This window comes from Caballeronia sp. (genome assembly GCF_028292365.1).
GTDB lineage: Bacteria > Pseudomonadota > Gammaproteobacteria > Burkholderiales > Burkholderiaceae > Caballeronia.
The window spans coordinates 1-17,270 of the sequence record NZ_JAQGMM010000035.1; the positions used below are offsets into that span (position 1 = coordinate 1).

16 protein-coding genes and 2 pseudogenes are annotated in these 17,270 nt (G+C 61.3%); 12 read left to right on the forward strand and 6 right to left on the reverse strand.

What is annotated here, in order from left to right; genetic code table 11:
* Positions 1-886: pseudogene (locus tag JWR14_RS01645) on the reverse strand (formylmethanofuran dehydrogenase); the annotation flags it as partial.
* A gap of 296 nt (positions 887-1,182) precedes the next feature.
* The gene (locus JWR14_RS01650) at positions 1,183-1,965 is read right to left on the reverse strand and encodes a HisA/HisF-related TIM barrel protein (RefSeq protein WP_299700274.1); all 783 of its coding nucleotides are present in this window, start codon (positions 1,963-1,965) and stop codon (positions 1,183-1,185) included.
* 20 nt (positions 1,966-1,985) lie between these two features.
* Between JWR14_RS01650 and JWR14_RS01655 the strand changes: the two genes are divergently transcribed.
* The 3 genes from JWR14_RS01655 (at position 1,986) to JWR14_RS01665 (ending at position 4,772) form a co-directional block, all read left to right on the forward strand.
* Complete coding sequence (locus JWR14_RS01655) at positions 1,986-3,029, forward strand: ATP-grasp domain-containing protein (RefSeq protein WP_299700232.1); 1,044 nt, start codon at positions 1,986-1,988, stop codon at positions 3,027-3,029.
* Positions 3,026-4,108, forward strand: a complete 1,083-nt coding sequence (locus JWR14_RS01660) for a hydantoinase/oxoprolinase family protein (RefSeq protein WP_299700235.1) — start codon at positions 3,026-3,028, stop codon at positions 4,106-4,108. The genes JWR14_RS01655 and JWR14_RS01660 overlap by 4 nt, the downstream gene beginning before the upstream one ends.
* Before the next feature lie 73 nt (positions 4,109-4,181).
* Positions 4,182-4,772, forward strand: coding sequence for an aspartate kinase (locus JWR14_RS01665; RefSeq protein ID WP_299700238.1), 591 nt, complete (start codon positions 4,182-4,184; stop codon positions 4,770-4,772).
* 34 nt (positions 4,773-4,806) lie between these two features.
* Here the strand turns inward: JWR14_RS01665 and JWR14_RS01670 are convergent, their stop codons facing one another.
* From JWR14_RS01670 to pqqA, 3 genes are all read right to left on the reverse strand, one after another.
* Entirely contained in the window at positions 4,807-5,499 is a 693-nt protein-coding gene (locus JWR14_RS01670) for a (5-formylfuran-3-yl)methyl phosphate synthase (protein ID WP_299700240.1), read from the reverse strand.
* Between the two features lie 18 nt (positions 5,500-5,517).
* Positions 5,518-6,120: a DUF447 domain-containing protein gene (locus tag JWR14_RS01675; protein ID WP_277036756.1), complete on the reverse strand. Its 603-nt coding sequence runs from the start codon at positions 6,118-6,120 to the stop codon at positions 5,518-5,520.
* Positions 6,121-6,315: 195 nt separating this feature from the next.
* Positions 6,316-6,390: a pyrroloquinoline quinone precursor peptide PqqA gene (pqqA, locus tag JWR14_RS01680; protein WP_013342881.1), complete on the reverse strand. Its 75-nt coding sequence runs from the start codon at positions 6,388-6,390 to the stop codon at positions 6,316-6,318.
* A gap of 421 nt (positions 6,391-6,811) precedes the next feature.
* On the opposite strand from pqqA, the gene JWR14_RS01685 reads away from it, so the two are divergent.
* The 9 genes from JWR14_RS01685 (at position 6,812) to JWR14_RS01725 (ending at position 16,919) form a co-directional block, all read left to right on the forward strand.
* Positions 6,812-8,302: a form I ribulose bisphosphate carboxylase large subunit gene (locus tag JWR14_RS01685; RefSeq protein ID WP_299700247.1), complete on the forward strand. Its 1,491-nt coding sequence runs from the start codon at positions 6,812-6,814 to the stop codon at positions 8,300-8,302.
* Positions 8,303-8,363: 61 nt separating this feature from the next.
* On the forward strand, positions 8,364-8,777 hold the full coding sequence (locus JWR14_RS01690; RefSeq protein ID WP_299700250.1) for a ribulose bisphosphate carboxylase small subunit: 414 nt from the start codon (positions 8,364-8,366) through the stop codon (positions 8,775-8,777).
* 26 nt (positions 8,778-8,803) lie between these two features.
* A complete protein-coding gene (gene cbbX / locus JWR14_RS01695; RefSeq protein ID WP_299700253.1) occupies positions 8,804-9,775 on the forward strand; it encodes a CbbX protein in 972 nt (323 codons plus the stop codon).
* A 37-nt stretch (positions 9,776-9,812) separates the two neighbouring features.
* Positions 9,813-10,913 carry a class 1 fructose-bisphosphatase gene (locus JWR14_RS01700; protein WP_299700256.1) on the forward strand — a complete coding sequence of 367 codons (1,101 nt, stop codon included), beginning with the start codon at positions 9,813-9,815 and terminating at the stop codon, positions 10,911-10,913.
* 46 nt (positions 10,914-10,959) lie between these two features.
* On the forward strand, positions 10,960-11,832 hold the full coding sequence (locus JWR14_RS01705) for a phosphoribulokinase (RefSeq protein WP_299700259.1): 873 nt from the start codon (positions 10,960-10,962) through the stop codon (positions 11,830-11,832).
* 39 nt (positions 11,833-11,871) lie between these two features.
* Positions 11,872-13,935, forward strand: coding sequence for a transketolase (gene tkt / locus JWR14_RS01710; RefSeq protein WP_299700262.1), 2,064 nt, complete (start codon positions 11,872-11,874; stop codon positions 13,933-13,935).
* Positions 13,936-13,987: 52 nt separating this feature from the next.
* Positions 13,988-15,022: a class II fructose-bisphosphate aldolase gene (gene fba, locus JWR14_RS01715; protein WP_299700265.1), complete on the forward strand. Its 1,035-nt coding sequence runs from the start codon at positions 13,988-13,990 to the stop codon at positions 15,020-15,022.
* Positions 15,023-15,861: 839 nt separating this feature from the next.
* Positions 15,862-16,452, forward strand: a complete 591-nt coding sequence (locus JWR14_RS01720; protein ID WP_299700268.1) for a hypothetical protein — start codon at positions 15,862-15,864, stop codon at positions 16,450-16,452.
* A gap of 71 nt (positions 16,453-16,523) precedes the next feature.
* The gene (locus JWR14_RS01725; protein ID WP_299700271.1) at positions 16,524-16,919 is read left to right on the forward strand and encodes a hypothetical protein; all 396 of its coding nucleotides are present in this window, start codon (positions 16,524-16,526) and stop codon (positions 16,917-16,919) included.
* Between the two features lie 193 nt (positions 16,920-17,112).
* On the opposite strand, the pseudogene JWR14_RS01730 reads toward JWR14_RS01725, so the two are convergent.
* Positions 17,113-17,270: pseudogene (locus JWR14_RS01730) on the reverse strand (dihydropteroate synthase); the annotation flags it as partial.

Below are 17,270 nucleotides of genomic sequence, written 5' to 3' on the forward strand. Positions count from 1 at the left end.
CCATCTTGACGATCCGGTTCACCGCTTCAATCAGCAACGCCGAGTGCGAACCGGGCAACGCGGCCGGCTCATACACGACCACCGCATATCGCGCGGCGCTTACGCGCCCGGTCAGATCCGCGAGCGCATGGGCGATGGTGTTATTGCCACCAATCGACGCTACAGTGCGGCCTTCGGTTAGTGCGGACCAGATCGCTAAAATGTCGTATGGATCGCCGTCCTTGAGCATCGAATGCGTGCTCGTGTTCTCAACGCTATCCGCCGCAGGATCCACATCGCAGCCCACGAAGATCAGCTCGCGCGCGTGATCCGTTCCACCCAGCACGCGTTCGTAAAAACGCGGATAACGCAGCGACGGCTGGCAATCGAAAATGATCAACAGGTCGGCGCGCGAACGTACTTCGGAGAGCGTCGTGAAGAATGCGCCACGATCCTGCAACGCAGCCGTTGACGCGGCCATGGCATCGCCGTGCAGATGATCGAGGATTGCGCCGCAGCCGGCGGCCAGCGGGTAGAGCGCGCGGGCACCGGCGACGTCGGTCACCAGTCCGCCGAAGAGCGGGCGGGATGCGTTCTTCAGGATATCGGCGGCGCGCTGCAGGGCGGATTCCAGGTCGGTGTCCTGATCATCGATAGCGGGCAGGCTTGCACCAGGCGCACTGAACCACGTCAACGCTTGGGTGAGCCGCGGGCATTCCACATCGGGTGCGTCGAGCGCGCCGTCGGCGTGCACGATGGTTGTGATGTCATCGCAGAGCAGGGGACAGAACGGGCAGGTCCAGTCGCGCATGCCGGGCGCGGGCGCAGCAGCGGACAGCGGCGATGAAGCCGCGGCGCGCACACTTGGCTGAGCGACATTCGACGAAGAGGCGGACGAAAGGTGCATGAAGCCGTTAGTGCAAAGTCCATGCCGGTTTTTGAAGCACAACGCGTGATGGTTGCACCGCAAGCCTGCCTCTTTGCACATTCGATGCACATGCGGCGTGGACGGCGAGCAAACGCGGCACTCGCCCCGCCATCGCCATGTCCGCCCATGCCCTAAACGAGACCCCGCTGCGCAGCACAGTATGTGCGGCGCTGGAACACAGTGTCACCCGCTGCGCACAGCAATTGCAGTTCCTTGCCAAACGATTACAGGTAAAGGCTCGCCGTACCGCTTGGCATGGATATTGTGTATTCGCCTCAGGGTTTGGCGGCCGGAAGATCGAGCCGCCGGTCATGGAGGGCGGAAGCGACGAGCCATGCCGCCGCGCCGCTGTGGGCTGCGGCGGATAAGTCGGCAGCATGGCGGATACCGCCAGCACCGATAAGCTCACGATCGCCGGCTTGCGCCCGAATGGCCGCAAAGGTGTCAAGGTCGGGGCCTTCGTAGGAGCCCACGTGGTCGAGTGTCATGACGATCACGCGCGATGGCCACCATGATGTGTCGGGCTCCGGCTGTCCGGCCAACGGCTCGCTTATAAGCCGGCCGGCGCGGTGATCAAGCGAGAGCACGGGCGCAAAACCGGCGGCTTCGGCCTCGCGCAGGGCACGCGGAGTGTGCAGGGTCTCGGTGCCGAAGACAGGCACGAGCGTGGCGCGGCGAGGTGGCTGAATGCCATGGACACAACGGATGGAGTCGATGCGATCGAAGAGCGTTTGCATCGAAGGGAAATCGGTGAATCCCGCGTCGAGCCAGATTTCGACGCCGTGGCCCGACGCATGGCGAACTGCCTGGTCTTGCCGATCGAGCGCATCAAGTAGCGCTGCAAGATGGCCGGCGTGATCGCCTTGCTGCAGGATTGCGCCGAGGTCGGCAACGTAGAGCGTGCGTGCGCCCGTCGCGGCCAACAGTGCATGCGCGATGGCGAGCGGCTCGCTGGTCGCGCACAGTGAGGACTCGATCGGCCTATACCGGGCGCGCTCGCCACGCACCGCGCGCACAGCGAAGCCGTCGAGCAGATCGAGTACTGGTATCACCTGCATCACTTGCATGGAAGGGACCCTTGACCAAGTTATTTGTGTACGAGTATCTCACCGGCGGCGGCGTTGATCCGGCACTGGCCGGCGAGGCCAGCCTGCTCGATCTTAGCGCGCTCATCGTGGAAGGGCGCGCGATGCGTGATGCCTTGGTGAAAGACCTGCTCGACCTCGGCGGCGTGGAGGTGACGTTCGCCAGCTCGCGTTTCGAAACCGTTGATCCGGCGCGCAGCCATTGCAAGGCGATGCCCGGCGAATCGATCACGGCTTTCGTGGCGCGTGTCGCCCGGCAGCACGACCGGGCGTGGATCATAGCGCCCGAATGCGACGGCTTGCTGCTGCATCTGCATGACTCCGTCGGTTCGGCGCGCTGGCTTGGATGCTCGAAAGAAGCCATCAGAATTGCGTCGAGCAAGAGTGCGACAGCGGCATGTCTGGAAGCGCACGGAATTGCGGTGACGCCCTCGCTCGAACCCGGCGATATAGGGACTAGCGGCAACCCGCACGCGCGCTGGGTCGTGAAGCCCGACGACGGCGCGGGCGGTCTGGACACATTCGTCTACGACAATTTCAGCGATGCCTGCACCGAGTACGACGCGCGCGCGGCGGCCGGCCGCAATCCGGTCCTTCAGGAGTGGGTCGATGGCGAACCGCTGAGCCTGTCCCTCATCTGCGACGAGCACGATGTGGAACTGGCCAGCATCAACCGGCAGGTGATCGGCCTGTCCGAGATGCCGGCGCCGGGAAAGAAGCAGCATGTGCTCGAATTCAGTTGCGTGGAGATCGATCAGATCGACCGGCACAGCGCGCAGGGGAAAACGCTTGAAGCGCTGGCGCGACAGGTCGTGGCGGCGTTGCATGGCTTGCGCGGATATGTCGGGATCGATCTGGTGTGGCATGCGCAGAGAGGGCCAGTGGTGATCGAGGTGAATCCGCGGCTGACGGCGGCGTATGCGGGGTTGTCGGCGCGGCTCGGACGCAACGTGGCCGGCGATCTGCTCAAGGCGCATGGCGTGCCGTACGGATGTGACGCCAGAACGTGTGCGTGTACATCAGGAGCGCGTTCATGAAAACCGCCGCGGTGGTCTTCGGCTGGGACGTGGGCGGCGCACACGTCAAGGTGTCGATGGTGGCGGGGTCCGGCGAGTTGCTCGATATCGCGCAATGGGCTTGTCCGCTATGGCAGGGGCTCGGGCATCTGGAGCAAGTGCTTGATTCCGTATTCGACCGCTGGCCGGCTGCTCGCGAGGCAGGGGCCCATCATGCGGTCACCATGACAGGCGAGATGGTCGATCTCTTCGCCGATCGCGCCGAGGGCGTCAGCGTTCTCGTGGACACGCTTGCGCGGCGGCTTGGGCCGGACACGCGGTTTTTTGCGGGTGCGGCCGGCTGGCTTGCGGCTGCAGAGTGCATCAATGGCTGGCGCGATGTTGCATCGGCGAACTGGCGCGCCACCGCACAATGGGTCGCGAGCCGTGTCAGTGATGCGCTGCTCGTCGATATAGGCAGTACCACTACGGATATCGTGCCGATTGTCGCGGGGCGCGTCGCGGCTCGTGGATGCAACGACACGAGCCGGCTTGCCAGTGGCGAGCTGGTATATCAGGGCGTGGTGCGCACACCGTTGTGCGGTGTATCGCATCGTATTGTGTTTCGTGACGAGCGGGTCAACGTGATGAATGAATGGTTCGCGACGACTGCAGATGTCTATCGGTTGACGGGCGAATTATGGCCGGCGCACGATCAGCATCCGAGCGCCGATAACGGACCGAAGACCGAGGCTGCGAGCCGTGCGCGGATTGCACGGATGATCGGCCTTGACGCTCGCGACGCGAGCGACAGCGAATGGCGGGAATTCGCGCAAACCTGGCGTGACGAGCAGATGCAGGTGTTGGCGGAAAACCTGGCCCGCGTGACTGACGCGCATCCGGCGCTTGGACACGCGCCGCTGGTGGGCGCGGGGTGCGGGCGGTTTCTGGCCAGTGCGCTGGCGCGGGGGCAAGGACGGGGTTTTATCGATTTCGCGAGCCTGGTCGATGCGCCCGGGGCAAGTCCGGAAGTGCCGGAATGGATAGCGACCTGCGCGCCTGGCGTGGCGGTAGCGTTGCTGTCATTGCCGGTGTTGCACGAGCCAGCGGCCGCGGCTTGATGTGGGGTTGATGCAAAGCGTGCGACGGTGATGGTGTGTGCGGGCAGGGTCAAATCAAAGCGAGGGACATGTCATGTGGGTGGTGAAAATCGGGGGAAGCCTGAGTCACGACCCGTCGCTGCGCGAGTGGCTTACCCAGCTTTGGGAAGTGGGCGGCGGGCGGGTCGTGATCGTGCCGGGCGGCGCGGATTTCGCGGACACGGTTCGCCAGTACCAGAGTGAGTGGCATTTTGGCGACCTGGCCGCTCACAACATGTGCCTGCTTGCGATGGCGCAGTACGCCATCTTGATGCAGGGGGTCTTGCCGGAACTCGTGCTGGCATCGAACGAGATCCGCATCCGGCGCGCGTTGCGCGATGGCCGCGTGGCGGTGTGGGTGCCGACCGACCTGATGCGCGACACACCCGATGAAATGACCAACTGGGACACGACGTCCGATAGCCTCGCCGCGTGGTTGTCGACCACGCTGAACGCCGAGCGGCTGATGGTGGTGAAGTCTTGTGCGGTAGAAGCGGGGACGCCGATCGAGGCTTTATCGTCGAGAGGGGTAGTCGATGCCCGCTTCGCCAAGCACGTGGCCGATGCGAACTACGTGGTGGAGATGTTCAACAAAGGCGACGCCGGCTTGATGCGGGAGAGGTTGTTGCACATTCCAGTGGCTTAGAACCTGGTGTAAAAAATCAGCTTCCTCGTGAAGCTTAATGAGCGACCGCGCTCCGATGCAGCGCATTTGCCCATTGCGCAACTCTTGCGGGGTCCAGGCGCCCCACACGCCCTCCCTCGCACAGTGCGGTGCGAAACCCCGCTATATCCGGCGCAAGCTCGCGAATCTCCGTGAGTTGCCCCCAACCGAGGGACCCCGCCAATCCGGTCATTGAACCGTTCTCGCCGGCCGCTCGCAAGCAGGCCGCCAGCGTGTTTTTATCGACGCAATCAAAGAGCGTGCGGCCGTCCTTGTTGGCGGTGTCGAAGACGATTCCCGCGAAGCCCAGCTCTGCTGCAAAACGCGCCAGCTCCACGTCCATTCCTGCATCGCACAAAAGCACCGGCACGACCGCGGCCGGCAAGTTCGCCAGCTCAACCAGGCAACGCCGGGCCGCCGTCCCGGGTGTTACGCCGACCTTCACGTAATCCACCCCTGTATTGCTCACTTCAATGACGCGCGCCGCGATTTCATCCGTTGCCTCGGTCGCCATATCGCCGATAGTCGCGCTGATCGGCTTGACCGGGTAGATCGAGCGCAGCACGGCCACGATCCGCGTGATCTCGTGCAGGGACACGCCGCCCAACGCCCCTGCGCCCGGTTCCTTCAGATCAATCAGTTCGGCGCCCGCTTGTGCTGCATCGAGCGCTTCTTCGGACGAGCGGACGCTCGCGAGCAATGCTGTCATGGAAACCTCCGGGGGTATTCAGCGCCGCTCGGACGCCGGCGTGTTCAATACGTACGAGGGAGCTTCAGCGGCGCGATGTCGCGAAATGGCCGCCATGATCCAGTCCCAGGCAATACGCTCCCGCTCACCGGCGGTTTTATCGATGGCGATTTGCAGGTACGCCACTTCATGGTCGACCTTTTCCGCTGGCAGCATGAACAGGCGGCTAACGAGAATCGCGCCCTCCACCACGGCCGCCTGTGCGCGATTGAACCCCGCGAACGGCGCGTGCGTCTCGCCATGCACGCTTCTCATCCGCAGCACCGGACGCTGCGGGTCGTCCTGGAATGTGTCGAGCTCAAGCTCCGTGTGAGCGAGCGAATCCGCGAGCCGCACGCTGTTCACGACCGTGGCGGCGAGTGTCGGCCAGTCCCGCAAGTAACCCGTCACGCAGCCCGCGAACACACGCACGTCAGTCGTGAAATTGATCACGGCTGCACGCGTGGCGACAATATTGTCCAGCGTGGCAGAGGGGCGAAACGGCGCAAGGATCGCCAGGCCGTCCTCGAAGCGGACGCCCATGGGTGCAATGTGGGGCCGGCCATCGTGCGCCGCAGTCGTGACGATCGTTTCATGAATCATGGCGGGGAACGCTGGTCATGGCGACGTACTGGGAACCGGCGGATTGGCACATTCCAACTCAAGCGTAATCGTTACCTGCGTCACATGCGTCAACTGCATCGGCCTCGTTCAGCCGGCAGCACGCCAGGGCGATCACGCCAAGCCGCACGTCAGTTGCCCATACAAGAACCATGGGCCGACGGCGGCGCCCGGCGCTTAACGCGTTGCGATATACATCGTGATTTCGAAACCAAAACGCATATCGGTGTAGCTCGGTGTCGTCCACTGCATAGTCGTCTCCATCAAGTTATCCAACGGAATGCCAGTATCACCCGTCGTCGCCTTTCCAGCAGCTTTCGCAACAACGGGCAGCGCCAGCAAGCACCCTCACGCAAGCAGCGTGCCAAAACGCACGCGCCGTGTTCGGAGCACATACGGAACACGCGGGCTGGATGGCGCAATGGCGAATGCGCCTGACTGTCGCGGAACCTGAGCAAAGTGTCCCACGTCGCCCCGGCACACGGCTTTAGGGAGTACCCGACGTTAACGGATCACTTAACCCTGACGAAGAAAATCGTGAATTCCCTTCGGAACGGCTCGCGCTTACATTGCATTCACAGCGCAGGCCAGTTCGTTCATCGGTTCCGCTACCTGGTCGCGAGGCGCTTTTTGAAGCTTCTACAGCGCGTTTTTAACTTTCGAGGCAAACGCAATGAACGATTTCACCAAGGCCGCCGTCGAGCCGGCATCCAACGCGTCGGCCCCGCGTTCCCGCTACTCGGCGGGCGTCATGAAGTATCGCGAGATGGGCTACTGGCAGCCCGACTACGTACCGCAGGACACCGATGTGATCGCGCTCTTCCGGATCACGCCGCAACCCGGTGTCGAGCCCGAGGAAGCTGCGGCGGCGGTGGCGGGGGAATCGTCGACGGCGACCTGGACCGTGGTCTGGACTGACCGGCTTACCGCCTGCGATATGTATCGCGCGAAAGCGTATCGCGTGGACGCTGTACCGTCTTCGAGCAGCGCGGAGCCGCAGTACTTTGCGTATATCGCGTATGACCTCGACCTGTTCGAGGAAGGCTCGGTGGCAAACCTGACGGCATCGATCATCGGCAATGTGTTTGGCTTCAAACCGTTGAAAGCGCTGCGGCTCGAGGACATGCGCATGCCTGTTGCTTACCTCAAGACTTTCCGCGGGCCGCCTACGGGCATCGTGGTCGAACGCGAGCGGCTCGACAAGTACGGCCGTCCGTTGCTCGGCGCCACGGTGAAGCCGAAGCTGGGACTCTCGGGCAAGAACTATGGACGTGTGGTGTATGAAGGCCTGAGGGGCGGTCTCGATTTCTTGAAAGACGACGAGAACATCAACTCGCAGGCGTTCATGCACTGGCGCGACCGGTTCCTGTTTTCGATGGAAGCCGTGAACCGCGCGCAAGCCGCTACCGGCGAGGTCAAGGGACACTACCTCAACGTCACGGCCGGGACCATGGAGGACATGTACGAACGCGCGGAATTCGCGAAGGAACTGGGCTCCTGCATCGTGATGATCGACCTGGTGGTCGGCTGGACCGCGATCCAGTCAATGGCGGGCTGGGCTCGCAGGAACGACATGATCCTGCACCTGCATCGTGCAGGACATGGCACTTATACGCGACAGCGCAATCACGGCATTTCGTTTCGCGTGATCGCGAAATGGCTGCGTATGGCAGGCGTGGATCATGCACATGCCGGTACCGCGGTCGGCAAGCTTGAAGGTGATCCGCTTTCGGTACAGGGCTATTACAACGTGTTGCGTGAATCGCGCAATCCGGTGGACTTGTCGCGCGGCATCTTTTTCGAACAGCCCTGGGCGGGATTGCGAAAAGTCATGCCGGTGGCGTCAGGCGGCATTCACGCCGGGCAGATGCACCAGTTGCTGGACCTGTTCGGCGATGACTGCATCCTGCAGTTCGGCGGCGGCACGATCGGCCATCCCGCCGGCATCCAGGCAGGCGCTGTCGCCAACCGCGTGGCGCTCGAAGTCATGGTGAAGGCGCGCAACGAAGGCCGCGACATCGCGAACGAAGGGCCGGAGATACTGGAGAGCGCGGCGCGCTGGTGCACGCCGCTCAAGCAGGCGCTGGATACATGGCGCGACGTGACGTTCAACTATGCGTCGACCGACACGCCGGACTTCGCCGCCACGCCAACGCCGGCCTGAAGCTTGGGGTTGGGGGTTGCGGGTCGGAGCTTAAGGCAGTTTTTCAGACAAGAGGTTAGTCATGCGAATCACACAAGGCACGTTTTCATTCCTTCCCGAACTCACCGACGAGGAGATCGGCATGCAGATCGATTACGCATTGCAGCAGGGCTGGGCCTGCTCGGTCGAGTTCACCGACGACCCGCATCCGCGCAATACCTACTGGGAAATGTGGGGCTTGCCGATGTTCGACCTGAAAGATCCCGCCGGCGCGATGCAGGAAGTCAAGGCTTGCCGAACGACGTATCCGCAGCATTACATCAAGGTCAACGCGTTCGATTCGGTGCGTGGCTTCGAGACCATGCGGCTGTCGTTCATCGTCAACCGGCCGCAGGACGAACCGGGCTTCCGACTGGAGCGCCAGGACGTCCAGGGCCGCGTGCAGCACTACGCGATCAAGTCTTATTCGAATGATCAGCCGCCTTCGAGCCGCTAAGTACCTGGACCACTGGAGAGACGACGATGACGCTAGCCGAAGCCGATCTGCCGGTTCACGAACCGTCCAAAAATTCGCCTGAAAATTCGCCTGTTGAGCCGAACACGCCGAGTGTCGATCTCGTCGCGCTGTTCCGCGAGTCGGCGGTGGGTGACGTGCTGGCGGAACTGGATCGCGATCTGGTCGGGCTTACGCCGGTGAAGACGCGCATCCGCGAAATAGCGGCGCAACTGCTGGTTGAACGGGCGCGCGAAACGCTTGGGATAGCGAGCGGCGCACCTACGCTGCATATGTGTTTCTCCGGCAATCCGGGCACTGGCAAGACAACAGTCGCACTGCGCATGGCGGAGGTATTGTTCAGGCTGGGGTATATCCGCCGCAAGCATCTGGTGTCGGTTACGCGGGATGATCTTGTCGGCCAGTACATCGGGCACACGGCGCCCAAGACACGCGACGTGCTCAAGCGTGCCATGGGCGGCGTTCTGTTTATCGATGAAGCGTATTACTTGTATCGGCCGGAAAACGAGCGCGATTACGGGCAGGAAGCTATAGAGATTTTGTTGCAGACGATGGAAAACCAACGCTCGGACCTGGTGGTCATTCTGGCCGGCTACGAGTCGCGCATGGAAACCTTCTTCCAGAGTAATCCAGGGTTTCGCTCGCGGATTGCGCATCACGTCACGTTCCCCGATTACGACGTCGCAGAACTGATCGCGATTGCCGAAGGCATGCTCGCGCGGATGCACTACCGGCTCGACGCAGAGGCGCGTACCGCGTTCGAAGACTATCTCGTGCGGCGCATCAGCCAGCCCAATTTCGCGAACGCGCGCTCGGTGCGCAACGCGCTTGATCGCGCGCGATTGCGCCAGGCCAGCCGTCTGTTCGCCGAAGCGATGCAAGGCGGTGGTCCGTCCGATACCGCCGCGCTCACCCTGTTGTGCGCCACCGATATTCGCGCGAGCCGCGTGTTCGACACGCCGCCGCAGAGACCTGCTTAATTATGCTTATCACGCTTGAATCTCCCAGGAGTGCGCCATGCTGGATGGACGGACCACACTTTCAAAGTTCCTGATCGATACCCTTGATCGCAATCCATCACCTGTTCAGGCCAGCGGTTTATCGGCGCTGCTGGTCGACGTAGCGGCTTCGATCAAGACCATCTCAGCGCAACTGACCAAGGGGGCATTGGGCGGCAACTATGGCTCGGCCGCGACCGTCAACACGCATGGCGAGGAACAGAAGAAACTCGATATTGCGACCAATGACATCTTCCTGCAGCACTGCGAGTGGGACGGCCTGCTGGCGGGCATGCTGTCTGAAGAGATGGACGACGTGTACACGATTCCGCCAGCGTATCCGCGCGGGGAATATTTGCTGGCGTTTGATCCGCTGGACGGCTCCTCGAATATCGATATCAACGGTGTGGTCGGATCGATCTTCTCGGTGCTGCGAGCGCCCGCCGGGTTAAAGGCCGGCCCCGATGAGATTGACGCCGCGTTCCTGCGGCCGGGTCACGAGCAAGTGGCGGCAGGCTATGCGGTGTACGGTCCGTCGACCATGCTCGTCCTGTCGGTGGGTAATGGCACGCATGGCTTTACGCTTGATCGCGAGGTCGGCAATTTCGTGCTCACGCATTCGGACATCCGCATTCCGGAGGATACGGGCGAGTTCGCGATCAACGCGTCGAACGAGCGTTTCTGGGAGCCGCCTGTGCGCCGCTACGTGCAGGAATGCAAGGATGGCCGCAGCGGTTGCCGTGAACGGGATTTCAACATGCGCTGGATCGCTTCGATGGTCGCCGAGGTCCACCGCATCCTGATGCGTGGCGGGGTGTTCATGTACCCGCGCGACTTCAAGACGCCGGCCATGCAAGGCCGCTTGCGACTCTTATACGAAGCCAGTCCGATGAGTTTCCTGATCGAGCAGGCGGGCGGCATGTCGACCACAGGGCGCGAGCGGATTCTCGACGTGCAACCGCGGGCGTTGCATGAACGGGTGCCGGTGATCCTGGGTTCGAAGAATGAAGTGACGCGCATTGCCCGCTATCACGCCGACTATGACCGTGGCGAAGACAAGCCCTACACGTCGCCGCTTTTTAACAAGCGATCGTTGTTCTTGCCTGAAGCGCCGGTCTGAGAGCGTCGCCTGATCGATTTCGACTAAGAGAACCAGGAGACACATCATGTCAGTCAAACATCCGATCATCGCGGTGACCGGCTCCAGCGGCGCGGGCACGACGACCGTCATGAAGAGCTTCACCCACATTTTCAGGCGGGAGCGGATCAACGCGCAGATTGTGGAGGGCGACGCGTTTCATCGGCACGATCGACTGGGCATGCGCGAGGCGCTCAAGCAAAGCGAGCGTGACGGCATGCGCAACTTCAGCCATTTCGGCCCCGAGGCCAACCTGCTTGAAGAGCTTGCGCAACTGTTCTCGGACTATGGGGATACGGGCACAGGACAGGTTCGCCACTATGTCCACGACGACGCGGAAGCTGCGCTCTACCAGCAGGACGCCGGTACGTTTACGCCGTGGGAAAAGGTCACTGCCGGCACGGACCTGATGTTCTATGAAGGGCTGCATGGTGCTGCTGTGACCGACAAGGCCGATGTTGCGCGTCATGCGGACCTGTTGGTGGGCGTGGTGCCAATCATCAACCTGGAGTGGATCCAGAAGCTGCATCGCGATCAGACCTTGCGGGGCTATTCGCACGAGGCGGTGGTCGACACCATCCTCCGGCGCATGCCGGACTATGTGAACTACATCTGCCCGCAGTTCTCGCGTACGCATGTCAACTTCCAGCGCGTGCCGACCGTGGACACATCCAACCCGTTCACCGCGCGTGAGATCCCGCATGCGGACGAGAGTTTTGTTGTCATCCGGTTCGCTCGGCCCAAGGGAATCGACTTCCCGTATTTGCTCACCATGCTGCATGACTCGTTCATGTCGCGTCCGAACGTGATCGTCGTACCCGGCGGAAAGATGGGGCTCGCGATGCAGCTCATCTTCACGCCGCTGATCCTGCAATTGCTCGATCGGCGAGCCCGCGCCTGAGGTCCGGTCCTATCGTTTTTTTATTAGAGGAGGCATCCGATGAATGCCGTCACTGAAGTATCTGCTGAAGTATCCGCGTCGCCGGGCGTTCGCGATGAAACTCGCTTGATGGCGAATGCGTTGCGCTTTCTCGCTGTCGATGCGGTCGGCCAGGCTAAATCAGGTCATCCCGGCATGCCGATGGGAATGGCGGAGACCGCCGTCGCATTATGGAGCCGGCACCTGAAACACAATCCGCGCAATCCCGACTGGGCTGACCGCGATCGGTTCGTGTTATCGAACGGGCATGGTTCCATGTTGTTATACGGGCTCCTGCATCTGAGCGGCTATGACCTGCCGCTCGATGAACTAAAGCGCTTCCGGCAACTGCATAGCAAAACGCCGGGGCATCCTGAAGTGGGACTGACACCGGGTGTTGAAACGACGACCGGACCCCTGGGCCAGGGGTTGGCGAACGCGGTCGGCATGGCGCTTGCCGAGGCGCTGCTGGCGCGAGAGTTCAACCGGCCCGGGCATGTGATTGTCGATCATCGAACCTATGTCTTTGTCGGCGATGGCTGCCTGATGGAAGGCATATCGCACGAGGCGGCGTCGTTGGCGGGTACGCTCGGACTGAACAAGCTGACGGTGCTCTACGATGACAACGGCATTTCTATCGACGGCCATGTAGACCGCTGGTTTGCCGACGATACCCCCGCGCGCTTCGAGGCCTATGGCTGGCACGTGGTGCGCGAGGTGGATGGCCATGATGTCGATGCCGTCGATCGCGCATTACGTCACGCGCGCACAGCCGGAAGACCGACGCTGATCTGTTGCAAGACGGTCATTGGAAAAGGCTCGCCGTCGATGGCCGGGACGCACGACGTGCACGGCGCACCGCTTAGCGCTGAAGAGGTCGCAGCGACCCGGCGTGCGCTCGACTGGCCTTATCCGCCCTTCGACATTCCGTCGAGGATCAGGAGCCTGTGGGACGCTCGCGAGCGGGGGGAGAGGGTTGAAGCGGACTGGACCGTTCGGTTCGGTGCGTACCGGCGGCAGTTTCCCCGCGAAGCCGCCGAGTTCGAGCGGCGTATGCGCGGAGCACTGCCCTCGAGCTGGCGTTCGGCTGCGCTGGCGCTTGTGCAGGACGCCAACCGTGCCGGTCAGTCGATTGCAACGCGCAAGGCGTCGCAGCAGGCTATAGAAGGGCTGGCTCGCGCGTTGCCCGAACTGTTAGGGGGATCGGCGGACCTCACTGGTTCAAACCTCACGCGCTGGAAGGAAGCCGTGACCGTGGAAGGCGGGCGTGAAGGGCCTCAGGGCGGCAACTACGTCCACTTCGGCGTACGTGAATTCGGCATGAGCGCAGCGCTTAGCGGTATGGCGCTGCATCGCGGATATCTGCCTTTTGGCGGCACTTTCCTCACGTTCTCTGACTACTCGCGTAATGCGTTGCGCATGGCCGCACTGATGAAGGTTCGCACGGTGTTTGTGTTCACGCACGACTCCATTGGTCTTGGCGAAGATGGTCCGACGCATCAGTCGATAGAGCATGCAGCAACCCTTCGCATGATTCCGGGTCTGGATGTATGGCGTCCGTGCGACACCGTGGAGACTGCGCAGGCATGGGTGTGCGCGGTCGACCGCGATCGTCCCTCCTGTTTATTGCTGAGCCGCCAGACCTTGCCGTTTGTTCCGCGCGACGAAGAACAGATCGATGCGATTGCCAATGGCGGGTATGTGCTGCGCGACTGGGCGGCGCCAGCGGGTCGCGTGTCGAAGCGCGTGGTTTTGATTGCAACTGGATCGGAGATCGCGCTTGCGCTGGCGGCAGTTGAGCCGCTACATGCGCAGGGAGTGTTTGCCCGGGTGGTGTCGATGCCATCCACTACCATGTTCGACCGTCAATCGCGGGCATGGCGTGACAGGGTGCTGCCGCGGGAGGTACCGCGTGTAGCGATCGAAGCGGGGGTGAGTGCTTTCTGGCGGCAGTATGTTGGGCTGGACGGCGGAGTGGTGGGAATCGATTGTTTTGGCGAATCCGCGCCGGCTGAAGCGTTGTTCGAGCATTTCGGGCTGACGGTAAAGGCAGTGGTCGCCGAGGCAAGCAGGGTTGCTTGCTGAACACATCAGCTTCCAGGGAACTGGTTATAACCTTGATATAACGGAGTCCGAAATGTCATTTATTGCATTACGTCAGCTGCTGGACCATGCAGCGGAACATGGCTATGGCGTGCCCGCGTTCAACGTGAACAATATGGAGCAGATCCAATCGATCATGCAGGCCGCGGATATGACGCGCAGTCCCGTGATTTTGCAGGCGTCGGCGGGGGCACGCAAATATGCCGGGGAGCCGTACCTGCGTCATCTTGTGTTGGCTGCGATCGAGGCGCATCCTGACCTGCCGGTCGTGCTGCATCAGGATCACGGGGCGAGTCCGTCGGTATGCCAGCAGGCGATCCGGTCCGGTTTCACGTCAGTGATGATGGACGGATCGTTGATGCCTGACCAGAAGACGCCCGCTGATTACGCCTACAACGTGGAGGTTAGCCAGCGGGTTGTGGAGGCGGCTCATGCGGTGGGGGTATCGGTCGAAGGGGAGTTGGGCTGTCTTGGTTCGCTCGAAACGGGGCAGGCCGGCGAGGAGGACGGCGTGGGGGCAGAGGGCCGGTTATCGCATGACGATTTGTTGACCGATCCTGAACAGGCGAGGGCATTTGTCGGAGCGACGGGTGTGGATGCACTTGCTATTGCCATTGGTACTTCGCATGGCGCTTATAAGTTTAGTCGTCAGCCGGATGGGGAGATCCTGGCCATTGACCGGATAGTGGCGATACACCGGTTGATCCCGGATACCCATTTGGTGATGCATGGATCGTCGTCGGTGCCGCAGGAATGGTTGTCGATTATTCGTGAGCACGGTGGCGAGATACCGGTGACTTATGGCGTGCCCGTGGAGGAGATTCAGCGCGGGATTGCCAATGGTGTGCGCAAGGTGAATATCGATACGGATATCAGGCTGGCGATGACCGGGGCGATGCGAAGGTCGCTGGCAATGGCGAAGGGTGAGTTCGATCCGCGTCATGCGTTGAAGGCAGCGACGGCTGCGGCGAGGGATTTATGCGTGGCACGGTTCGAGGCGTTTGGATGTGCGGGGCATGCTGACAGGATTAGGCCGGTGGGGTTGGACGTAATGGCCAGGAGGTATTAGACGCTGGCGTTTTTTTAGGGGATGGTCAGGGTGGGGGGCTTGGGAGGGTAGCGGTCGGGGTCATTGCCGGGTTGCTGCTTTCTAGGTTGGTGGTTTGATTAGGTTGGCTAATTTCTTTATCACTATTAGCCACTGCGCGTGGCGGCGCGTCATTTCTTGGTCCTTAGCGACAAAGAAACGAAGCAAAGAAAACGCTTTCACCGCTCTACCCTAAGTGTCCGCAGCGTGCAGTTCCAATTCATGGGTGCCCCAAAAGCACGGTGCTCGCCAGAGCCACGGATGTGTGAACCCCTCTTTCTCGCGAATCCTGACATGAACACGCTTCGCCCCGTACGCTCTCGGGCAAGCACCGATGTCCTACGGACCTGCACGGCCTCACGCGTACTCATAGACTCACGCTCAAGCTCCCATACGAAGACGCGCCACCGCTGCAAAGTCACTGAAGCAAACCTCTTGAACGATGCCGCTCGCGCCCGTCCTTTAATGAGATGGACGCGCGGGAAAGTGCGTTAGGGTTTCGCGTTTGCCGTAAAAAAATCAGGAGACAAACGGGATGCGCGTGGAACTGTTCAACTACGGACGTTACCGATACACGCCGTGTGGTCCGGGTGATTTGTCACCCGGCGAGCGCTACGAAACCGAGCTTGACGCACTCGCGGCAGGGGCGAAACTGTTTGCGGATAGGAACGAGAGACATTGGGCGTCTCAACCTGAAGTCGTGGCCCGGATTCGAACATTCATCAAAGAATCGATTCCTTGGCACCTATCGGGAATGTGGGAAGATAATCCGCGCGAAGTCGTGACGTGCTTATGTCGCTTGCGTGCTCGACGGATCGGTCGTGATTCTTCGAGCCGAACCCGCCTACATCGCGCATAGCGGCTTCGTTCCGATGCGCCAATACGATGACGCGGCGTATGAGAAGGACATTGCCGAATGCGCCAGCAGCTACGCGGCCCGATCGAAAGCGCACCGGGACGATTTTAAAGCGTATAACCAAGCGATTGAGGAGCGCGCCGCGCGAACAGCGAGCGCACTAAAACCGTTCCGACACATTGAAACGATAGCCGAGGCGGGGGCGCGAAACATAGCCGCCCGCGCTGCATCCGCTTTGCTTGCGTCGGCTGCGTCGGCGCTGGCATCGCGGAACGATGCATTCGATCTAGGCGAAGTAACGGACGCTGGCAGCAGGGCAACACCGCTAGGCGATGCCGCACCGTTTGAGCTTGGCAATATACCCAGCTTTGGTGATAGTTTTGACATTGCAAAAACGCCTAACCGAGGTGATCCGGGTACGTGGTACACGAACCCCGGAAGCGGACAAATGCGGCTATATGGTGATACCGGTGCGCCCGTTGTCGATTTCGACTTCGATCACGATCACGGTCAAGGGGTACCGCACGCGCATAACTACGGGCCGCCCGGCCCGTAGGGGGAATTCAACCGTGAGTCCGGGCGTAGTTTCCCGCTCCTTCCGTGGTAACACAGCAGAGACAAAACGATATGAACACGAGAAAAAATTATCACGACGCGGAGTTCATCGGCCTGCGCTATGTAAGAGCCGAGCGACGCTTAGAACTGAATTTTGAGCTTGCTACTGGGGGCTTCGCGGTCGTCAGTTGCGAGGAGGTATCAGTGTTTCGGCTTGGCGAAATGGGATTGCAAAATGTCGCTTCGCGTTTGTTAATTTCGTCGGAGAGAGAGATTCAGCCGGGCGAAATCCGAGAACGTATTAACTGGGCAGCGAGCCGCGACAGTTGGGAATATGCAATGACGGACGAACAAGCTGCACATTTTACGACCGAGATACGGCAACGGAATTTAACGTTGCTTGTTTTGGAGCCGTCTATTGGGGCGGAGTTGGTTGTAGTCTGCATGTCGGTTGAACACGTCGAGTAAAGCGGCTGTAGGTAGTCCGCCGCTACATGCTGCTAGCCGCGCGACGGGGCTTATGCTGCGCCGCTAGAACTATCGTCATCAGCGGCGTGCTTCTCACATCGGTGTTCCCACTCTTGCGCGCTGCGTACCGCAATTAGCACCTTGCGCGGCCCGGCGAACCCGCCACCCCCAAATCCACAAAATAACCCCCTCACTACCGCTTCCGAGTACTCCCCGGCGCCGCCCAGCACTCAAGATCCGCAGTGGATCTATCCACCTCCACCTGGCATCCCCAATCCAACGCCTGATCCTGATCAAAACGTTTCCCCAACTTCCACGCAATCTCCGCGCGGGCCAGTTGCACCCCCATAT

What these genes read in the sequence shown, in the direction of transcription:
- JWR14_RS01675 (WP_277036756.1), bottom strand. Translation starts at nt 6,120, where the DNA reads ATGATTCATGAAACGATCGTCACGACTGCGGCGCACGATGGCCGGCCC.
- JWR14_RS01725 (WP_299700271.1), top strand. Translation starts at nt 16,524, where the DNA reads ATGAACACGAGAAAAAATTATCACGACGCGGAGTTCATCGGCCTGCGC.
- JWR14_RS01690 (WP_299700250.1), top strand. Translation starts at nt 8,364, where the DNA reads ATGCGAATCACACAAGGCACGTTTTCATTCCTTCCCGAACTCACCGAC.
- tkt (WP_299700262.1), top strand. Translation starts at nt 11,872, where the DNA reads ATGAATGCCGTCACTGAAGTATCTGCTGAAGTATCCGCGTCGCCGGGC.
- fba (WP_299700265.1), top strand. Translation starts at nt 13,988, where the DNA reads ATGTCATTTATTGCATTACGTCAGCTGCTGGACCATGCAGCGGAACAT.
- JWR14_RS01660 (WP_299700235.1), top strand. Translation starts at nt 3,026, where the DNA reads ATGAAAACCGCCGCGGTGGTCTTCGGCTGGGACGTGGGCGGCGCACAC.
- JWR14_RS01650 (WP_299700274.1), bottom strand. Translation starts at nt 1,965, where the DNA reads ATGCAGGTGATACCAGTACTCGATCTGCTCGACGGCTTCGCTGTGCGC.
- JWR14_RS01685 (WP_299700247.1), top strand. Translation starts at nt 6,812, where the DNA reads ATGAACGATTTCACCAAGGCCGCCGTCGAGCCGGCATCCAACGCGTCG.
- JWR14_RS01705 (WP_299700259.1), top strand. Translation starts at nt 10,960, where the DNA reads ATGTCAGTCAAACATCCGATCATCGCGGTGACCGGCTCCAGCGGCGCG.
- JWR14_RS01665 (WP_299700238.1), top strand. Translation starts at nt 4,182, where the DNA reads ATGTGGGTGGTGAAAATCGGGGGAAGCCTGAGTCACGACCCGTCGCTG.
- JWR14_RS01700 (WP_299700256.1), top strand. Translation starts at nt 9,813, where the DNA reads ATGCTGGATGGACGGACCACACTTTCAAAGTTCCTGATCGATACCCTT.
- JWR14_RS01670 (WP_299700240.1), bottom strand. Translation starts at nt 5,499, where the DNA reads ATGACAGCATTGCTCGCGAGCGTCCGCTCGTCCGAAGAAGCGCTCGAT.
- cbbX (WP_299700253.1), top strand. Translation starts at nt 8,804, where the DNA reads ATGACGCTAGCCGAAGCCGATCTGCCGGTTCACGAACCGTCCAAAAAT.